This window comes from Sphingomonas bacterium, from assembly GCF_028292945.1.
Lineage (GTDB): Bacteria > Pseudomonadota > Alphaproteobacteria > Sphingomonadales > Sphingomonadaceae > Sphingomonas.
In genome coordinates, this window is record NZ_JAQGLJ010000034.1 from 1 (window position 1) to 5713 (window position 5713).

Consider the following 5713-nt stretch of genomic DNA (forward strand, 5'->3'; position numbering starts at 1 on the left):
GCCGCGCTCGCCGCCGGCGCGGCGGCGGCCGCACAGGCGCCGACGGGTCATCATTACCTGCTCGACGTCATCGCCGGCGGGGCGATCGGCTGGGCCACCGAGGCGGCGGTGTCGGCCGTGTTCGACCGCCTGGAGCCGAAGGTCGAGGCGGTGGTCGCCAGCCTCCCTCTCCCGCATGGGTTCCCGCAAAAGCAGTAGTTTTGCGGGTGCCTTCGGGAGAGGGTTAGGCCTGCATCCGCAGCGCCACGTCGCTCATGAACCGTGCGTCGTCGCCGTCCGCCAGCCACCGCGCCTCCGCTGCCACCGCGCCGAGCATATCGCTCAGATCGTCCATCTCGACCTTCGCGAAATTGCCGAGCACATGGCCCGTGACCCGGTCCTTGTGCCCCGGATGACCGATGCCCAGCCGCACGCGGCGAAAATCCGGGCCCAGATGCTGGTCCGTGGAGCGCAGGCCATTATGTCCCGCCGTGCCGCCGCCGGTCTTCACCTTGACCCGGAACGGCAGCAGGTCGAGTTCGTCGTGGAACACCGTCAGCGCGTCCGGTCCGAGCTTGTAGAAGCGCAGGGCCTCGCCGATCGAACGGCCGGATTCGTTCATGAACGTCGCGGGCTTGAGCAGCAGTAGCCTGTGCGCGCCGATCCGCCCTTCCTGCGTCCAGCCGCCGAACTGCTTCTTGACCGGCGCGAAATCGTGGAGCGCGGCGATCGCGTCGACCGCCATGAAGCCGACATTGTGCCGGTGGAGCATGTATTGCGGCCCTGGATTGCCGAGGCCTGCCCAGATCTGCATCGCCAACTCCGAACGAAAAAGGGGCAGGGGAGCGTCGCCGCCCGCCTGCCCCTATCATCATTGTGAAGAGCGTCAGCCCTTGGCGTCGTCCGCGCCGGCATCGGTGACGTTGCCGGTCGGCTCGTCGCCCGCAGGCTCCTCCTCCTGGGTGACCTCGGACACGCCGACACCCGCCTCGACATCCGCCGCCTCGTCAGCCGCGGTCGGCACCGTCGGCGGCACGATGGTGGCGATCGCGAAGTCGCGGTCGTCGATCGCCGGCTTCGCGCCCTGCGGCAGCGTGACGTCGGAGATGTGGATCGAATCGCCCACCACACGGCCCTTGAGCGATACGATCAGCTCGCCCGGGATGTCCGATGCATCGACGATCAACTCGACCTCGTGGCGCGTGACGTTGAGCACGCCGCCCGCTGCCAGGCCTTCGCACTCCTCCTGATCGGCGAACACGATCGGCACCGCGACGGTGACGGTGGAATGCTCGGAGATGCGCAGGAAGTCGACATGGATCGGCCGATCGCTGACCACGTCGAAAGCGACGTCCTTGGGCAGCGTGCGGACGCCGCCGACCATCACGACGGTGTTCATGAAGTGGCCCGTCGCGAGTGCGCGGTTGAGCGCCTTTTCCTCGATATGGATGGATGCCGGGGCCTGGTTCTGGCCATAGATCACGGCGGGGACGCGGCCTTGACGGCGCAGCAGGCGGGAGGCTCCCTTGCCAACCCGCTCGCGTGCCTCGGCTGCGAGCGTCACTGATTCGCTCATTTGCAGATTCCTTGGTGTTACGAGGGTGTGCCGGCCGCTCCTCCAGGGATGTAGCAGGGCCGGACGCGGGCGCTTAGCTGCGCGCGACGATTTTCGCAACACTCAACCCTCTCCCGCGAAGCGGGAGAACGCTGCTAGTATTTCACCCGCACCGTCTTCACGCCCCGCTTGGCCAGCGCCTCCTGCACGCTGCCCTTGCCCGCCAGATGCCCCGCGCCGACCGCGATGAACACCGTGCCCGGCTGCGCCAGTCGCCCCTTGATCCACTCCGCCCAGCGCGCGTTGCGATCGGTCAGCAGCACCTTCATCGCCTCCGGCGATTTCGTCAGCCCGTCGTTCAGCTCGCGCGCCAGATAGTCCGTCCTGCCCGCCCCCCACTCGTCGACCATCCGCCCCATCGTCCGTTGCAGCGTCGGCATCTCGCCCAGCGTGTCGTCGAGCATCGCCACCTGTGCCTTGTCGGACAGGCCCGAAAAGAAGCCGATCTGCTGCTCAACCGTCTCCAGCCCGGTCACCGGTTTGCCGCTCGCCTTCGCGGCCTCGGCCAGTATCTTCTCCGGGCCGCTGGCGGGATCGTAGCCGACCTTGACCAGGCTCTGCACCTGCAGGAACGTCGCCGCGAGCCACGGCTGCATGCGATCATACCCCGCCTGTGGCAGGCCGATCACCCCCATGTATTTCGCCAGCGCCGGGCGTGCCTTGGCGGGCAGTCGCTGCGTCAGCGTCGGCCCGGCCGGACTCATGCCCTTCGCCTGGATCAGCCCGCCCATCGTCGCGGCGTCAGGTTCGACGATCTCCAGCTTCAGCTCGTCCGACCGGTCGAATGCGGTGCGCACCGCCTCGTCGAACCAGGTCATGCCGGGCTTGAGCACATGGATCGTGCCGAGCAGATACAGCGTCGTGTCCGCGTCGCGCACCACCCACAGCGCGGGGTCCGCATCCGGGGCCGCACGCGCGGCGGAGGGCGCGCGCTGCGCACAGGCGGGGGTCATGGCGAGCAGCGCGCAGGCGGTGAGGAGATGCTTCAACATGGCGCGGGATCCTGCAGACGAAACGTGACGAAACGGTCAAGGCGACGATGTCGGGCGGACCGCGGGGAATGTCGAGAGCGGCCGGCGCGCGGGGGGTTTGCTTGACCGTATGCGGGCCATTCGCCAGAGGCTCGGGCCGGTGACCGTCCCCCTTTCCTTCCAGAACATGATCCTGGCGCTGCACAGCTATTGGAGCGAGCGCGGCTGCCTGATCCTCCAGCCCTATGACATGGAGATGGGGGCGGGCACGTTTCACACCGCGACCACGCTGCGCGCGCTCGGTCCGGAGCCGTGGAACGCCGCCTTCGTCCAGCCCTGCCGCCGCCCGACCGACGGTCGCTATGGCGAGAACCCCAACCGGCTGCAGCATTATTATCAGTATCAGGTGATCCTCAAACCCAGCCCGCCCGATCTGCAGGAGCTGTATCTCGGGTCGCTCGCCGCCATCGGCATCGACATGACGGTGCACGACATCCGCTTCGTCGAGGACGATTGGGAGTCGCCGACGCTGGGCGCCTGGGGGCTGGGCTGGGAAGTGTGGTGCGACGGCATGGAGGTGACGCAGTTCACCTATTTCCAGCAGATGGGCGGCTTCGACTGCAAGCCGGTCGCGGGCGAGCTGACCTACGGGCTGGAGCGGCTGGCGATGTACATCCAGAACGTCGACAGCGTGTACGACCTGAAGTTCAACGACGCCGGCGTCACCTATGGCGACGTGTTCCACGAGAACGAGGTCGAGATGTCGACCTGGAATTTCGAGGTCGCCGACACCGACAGCCTGTTCGACCAGTTCCGCAAGCACGTCGCGGAATGCCAGAACGCGCTCGACCGCAAGCTGCCGATCCCCGCTTACGAGCAGGCGATCAAGGCCAGCCACGTCTTCAACCTCCTGCAAGCGCGCGGCGTCATCTCGGTGGCGGAGCGCCAGGCATATATCGGCCGCGTCCGCGACCTGGCGAAGGGCGCCTGCGCCGCATGGATGGACAAGCACGGGTGGACAGCGTGAGCCGTCTTCAAGGCAAAAGGAAGGTGGTTCACGCGCAGGCGCGGAGACGCGGAGATGTTGGGCGGGGATCGCGCGTCGATCTGTCACCTGCGAAGTGGCTTGAAGGAGCCCTGGCGGGCTCAAGAGACATAAGCGCCACAGGCATGACTTCATCTCTCCTTCTTCTCCGCGTCTCCGCGCCTCCGCGTGAACAAACCTTTTTCTTCTGCAAGCCAGCAGCATGACCGACTTCCTTCTCGAACTTCGCTCCGAAGAGATCCCCGCGCGGATGCAGGCCAAGGCTCGCCACGACCTCGCGCGGCTGTTCGCCTCGGAGCTCGCGCGCGCCGGGATCGCCGCGGGCGAGGTCGTCACCTACGCCACGCCGCGCCGCCTCGCGCTGATCGCGCGCGACCTGCCCGACGCCACGGCCGCCGTGTCGGAGGAGGTGAAGGGACCGCGCGCGAACGCGCCACCACAGGCGCTCGACGGGTTCCTGCGCAAGACCGGCCTGACCCGCGACCAGCTGACCGAGCGCGACGGGGTGTTCTTTGCGGTCACCGACAAGCCCGGCCGCAGCACCGCCGCCGTGCTTGCCGAGGCGATCCCCGCCATCATCCGCGCGTTTCCCTGGCCCAAGTCGATGCGGTGGGGCGATGCGTCCGCCTCGACCGACAGCCTGCGCTGGGTGCGCCCGCTACAGGGTATCGTCGCGCTGTTCGGCGAGGAACTGGTGCCGGTCGAGATCGCCGGGATCACGGCGGGCTACGCGACGCTCGGCCACCGCTTCCATCACCCCGGCCCGATCACGATCGGCTCGGCGGAGGATTATGTCGAGAAGCTGCGGCTGTGCCACGTGGTCGTCGATCAGGACGAGCGCGCCCAGATCATCGCACTCGGCGCGACGCTGGCCGCAAACAAGGCGGGGCTCACCCTGGTCCGCGACGAGGGCCTGCTCGCGGAGAATGCCGGCCTCACCGAATGGCCCGTCCCGTTCCTCGGCCGCTTCGATCCCGACTTCCTCTCGGTTCCCCCCGAAGTGATCCAGCTCACCGCGCGCGTGAACCAGAAATATTTCGTTTGCCATGACGCGGCAGGAAAGCTCGCCAACGCCTTCATCTGCACCGCGAACATCGACGCGGCCGATGGCGGCGAGCGCATCGTCGAAGGCAACCGCAAGGTCCTCGCCGCGCGGCTGAGCGACGCGCGCTTCTTCTTCGAACAGGATCTGAAGATCCCGCTGGAAGAGCAGGCGAAGAAGCTCGACCGCATCGTCTTCCACGAGAAGCTCGGCACGGTCGCCGACAAGGTCGAGCGCGTCGCGAAGCTGGCGCGGTGGCTGGTCGCGGAGGGGATCGTCCGATCCTCCCCACAAAGTGGGGAGGGGGACCATTCGGCGCAGCCGAATGGTGGAGGGGCGTCGCCACACACGCTGGCGCCTGCCGCAGCCGCCCCACCACCACCGGCTGCGCCGGCGGTCCCCCTCCCCGCGAGCGGGGAGGATCAAGCCGAACTCGCCACCCTCGCCGAACGCGCCGCGCGACTGTGCAAGGCGGACCTCGTCACCGGCATGGTCGCCGAGTTCCCCGAGCTGCAGGGCGTCATGGGCGGCTATTACGCCGCTGCGCAGGGCGAAGACCCCCGCGTCGCCGCCGCCATCCGCGACCACTACAAGCCGGTCGGGCAGGGCAACGACGTGCCGACCGCGCCGGTGACGGTGGCGGTGAGCCTGGCGGACAAGCTGGACACGCTTCAAAACTTCTTCGCCGCCGGCTTGCTGCCAACCGGTTCGAAGGATCCCTTTGCTCTGCGCCGCGCTGCGCTCGCCCTGATCGAAATCGTGACAAAAAACGAGCTTCGGCTCCCGCTTATATTTGCGCTTGCAAGAACGAGTATTGGGCGTTGGAGGACCGGAGACGAATACGCGTCCTTACGCGACGTCGGTCAAGCAATCTTTGATGATCAGCAGAACGCCACGGCGCTGGTCACCTTCTTCGCCGACCGCCTCAAGGTCCAGCAACGCGAAGCCGGCGTCGGCCACGACCTGATCGACGCCGTGTTCGCGCTCGGCGGCGAGGACGATCTCGTCCGCCTGCTCGCCCGCGTCAGCGCGTTGCAGGCGTTCGTGGGTACGGAGGACGG

Annotated in this window: 5 protein-coding genes and 1 pseudogene; 3 read left to right on the forward strand and 3 right to left on the reverse strand. The window is 67.5% G+C overall.

Features of this window, described 5'->3' with window-relative positions; all coding sequences use genetic code 11:
* Window positions 1-198 (forward strand): annotated as a pseudogene (locus JWN21_RS04305) (hypothetical protein); the annotation flags it as partial.
* 25 nt (window positions 199-223) lie between these two features.
* Here JWN21_RS04305 and pth read toward each other — a convergent pair.
* The 3 genes from pth to JWN21_RS04320 all read right to left on the reverse strand — a co-directional run bounded on the left by pth (window position 224) and on the right by JWN21_RS04320 (window position 2586).
* Window positions 224-793: an aminoacyl-tRNA hydrolase gene (gene pth / locus JWN21_RS04310; protein WP_299646588.1), complete on the reverse strand. Its 570-nt coding sequence runs from the start codon at window positions 791-793 to the stop codon at window positions 224-226.
* Window positions 794-865: 72 nt separating this feature from the next.
* The gene (locus tag JWN21_RS04315; RefSeq protein ID WP_299646590.1) at window positions 866-1555 is read right to left on the reverse strand and encodes a 50S ribosomal protein L25/general stress protein Ctc; all 690 of its coding nucleotides are present in this window, start codon (window positions 1553-1555) and stop codon (window positions 866-868) included.
* 134 nt (window positions 1556-1689) lie between these two features.
* Window positions 1690-2586: a TraB/GumN family protein gene (locus JWN21_RS04320; RefSeq protein ID WP_299646592.1), complete on the reverse strand. Its 897-nt coding sequence runs from the start codon at window positions 2584-2586 to the stop codon at window positions 1690-1692.
* Between the two features lie 166 nt (window positions 2587-2752).
* On the opposite strand from JWN21_RS04320, the gene JWN21_RS04325 reads away from it, so the two are divergent.
* Together JWN21_RS04325 and glyS are read left to right on the forward strand one after the other, a co-directional pair.
* Complete coding sequence (locus JWN21_RS04325) at window positions 2753-3592, forward strand: glycine--tRNA ligase subunit alpha (protein WP_299646596.1); 840 nt, start codon at window positions 2753-2755, stop codon at window positions 3590-3592.
* Window positions 3593-3812: 220 nt separating this feature from the next.
* On the forward strand, window positions 3813-5713 hold a 1901-nt coding region (gene glyS, locus JWN21_RS04330; RefSeq protein ID WP_299646594.1), incomplete at its 3' end, for a glycine--tRNA ligase subunit beta.

Coding starts and splice junctions, on each gene's coding strand:
- JWN21_RS04315 (WP_299646590.1), bottom strand. CDS start 1,555: ATGAGCGAATCAGTGACGCTCGCAGCCGAGGCACGCGAGCGGGTTGGC.
- JWN21_RS04320 (WP_299646592.1), bottom strand. CDS start 2,586: ATGTTGAAGCATCTCCTCACCGCCTGCGCGCTGCTCGCCATGACCCCC.
- JWN21_RS04325 (WP_299646596.1), top strand. CDS start 2,753: ATGATCCTGGCGCTGCACAGCTATTGGAGCGAGCGCGGCTGCCTGATC.
- pth (WP_299646588.1), bottom strand. CDS start 793: ATGCAGATCTGGGCAGGCCTCGGCAATCCAGGGCCGCAATACATGCTC.